We start from the raw sequence: 1,825 nt of genomic DNA on the forward strand, positions 1-1,825 counted from the left end.
TAACTTATGCGGATTCACTTAGTAACGGTCAGATTACTGTTGCCGATGACAGTCAGCTGAACAACAATAGTTACTCTCTGACAGTTGCTGTTGATGACGAAGATGAGGATAGTACGGCAGACGATACTGCCTCTATAACGATCAGCGTCAATAACCCTCCGACGCTAACTGGAGTGCCGGCTAGTATAACGGTCGCTATTGGCTCGATATCTGACCTTGATTTATCTGCCGTCAGTCTGGCAGACATTGATAGTGATGAAATTACACTTGAGATAAGCACTCCTTCGGGAACATTGGCTGCAAGTTCTGATACAGGTGTTGTTGTGAGTGGCTCAGATACCAACACCCTGACGCTCGAGGGAACACCTGATGCTATTAACACTTATCTGGATACAGTCTCCAATATTCAATATAAGCCGGAAGACGAAGGAAGTGGTACAACGCTGACGCTGAGAGCCTCTGATGGAGAGGCTGACTCTGCTATTGCCACGTCGACAATTAACGTTAACGACTTGCCTACTGGTGACGTCACCATCACAGGCGATGCGGTAGAAGACGCGACTTTAACTGCCTCCAACACCCTGGCGGACGAAAACGGCCTGGGCATGGTGACCTACCAGTGGCTACGCGATGGTAATGAAATCATCGCCGCCACCGGCGCAACCTACACCCTGACCCAAGCCGATGTGGGTGCTGCCATCAGCGTTCGCGCCAGCTACACTGACCAGCAGGGCACGGCGGAAGCGGTGACGTCTGCTTCGACAGATAGCGTGGCCAACGTTAACGATGCGCCGACGGGCAACGTTATCATTACCGGCGATGCGGTAGAAGATCAAACTCTGACCGTCTCTAACACCCTGGCAGATGAAGACGGCCTGGGCGCAGTGACCTACCAGTGGCTGCGCGATGGCACCGGAATCACTGACGCCACCGGCGAAACTTACACCCTGACCCAAGCGGATGTGGGCGCTGCCATCAGCGTTCGTGCCAGCTACACCGATCAGCAGGGCACTGCCGAAACGGTGACATCTGGCGCCACGGATAGCGTGGCCAACGTTAACGATGCGCCGACGGGCAACGTCATCATTACTGGCACCACGACTGAGGATGAAACACTCACGGCCGACACCAGCGCTCTAGTCGACGAGGATGGTCTGGGCACTTTCAGCTACGCCTGGAAGGCCGATGGCACCACCATCACGGGTGCCACCAGCAACACCTACACCCTGACTCAGGCTGAAGTGGGTAAGGCAATCACCGTTGAGGTCAGCTACACCGATGGGCAGGGCACGGCCGAAGCGCTCACATCCGCTGCCACGGATAGCGTGGCCAACGTCAATGATGCACCGACGGGTGGCGTGGCCATCAGCGGCGATGCGGTAGAAGATCAGACACTGACCGTCTCTAACACCCTGGCGGATGAAGACGGCCTGGGCACGGTGACCTACCAGTGGCTGCGGGATGGCACGGAGATCACCGATGCCTCCGGCGAAACCTACACCCTGACGCAAGCCGATGTGGGCGCTGCCATCAGCGTTCGCGCCAGCTACTCAGCGTTCGCGCTGGCTACACCGACCAGCAGGGCACGGCTGAAACGGTGACATCTGGCGCGACGGAGAGCGTGGCCAACGTCAACGATGCACCGATAGGTGTCGTTACAATCAGCGGAGATGCGGTAGAAGATCAGACACTGACCGTCTCTAACACCCTGGCGGATGAAGACGGCCTGGGCACGGTGACCTACCAGTGGCTGCGGGATGGCACGGAGGCCAACGTTAATGATGCACCGAAGGGCGACGTTATCATTACTGGCACCACGACTGAA

2 protein-coding genes are annotated in these 1,825 nt (G+C 56.8%); both read left to right on the top strand.

Translation table 11 applies throughout. The features are described 5' to 3' along the window. Positions 1–1,601 (top strand): hypothetical protein (locus INT22_RS01455; RefSeq protein WP_226912331.1); only part of this gene is annotated, 1,601 nt, incomplete at its 5' end. A 20-nt stretch (positions 1,602–1,621) separates the two neighbouring features. Beyond that, on the top strand, positions 1,622–1,825 hold a 204-nt coding region (locus INT22_RS01460), incomplete at its 3' end, for a hypothetical protein (RefSeq protein ID WP_193067544.1).

Source organism: Halomonas sp. 3D7M (genome assembly GCF_014897885.1).
Classification (GTDB): domain Bacteria; phylum Pseudomonadota; class Gammaproteobacteria; order Pseudomonadales; family Halomonadaceae; genus Vreelandella.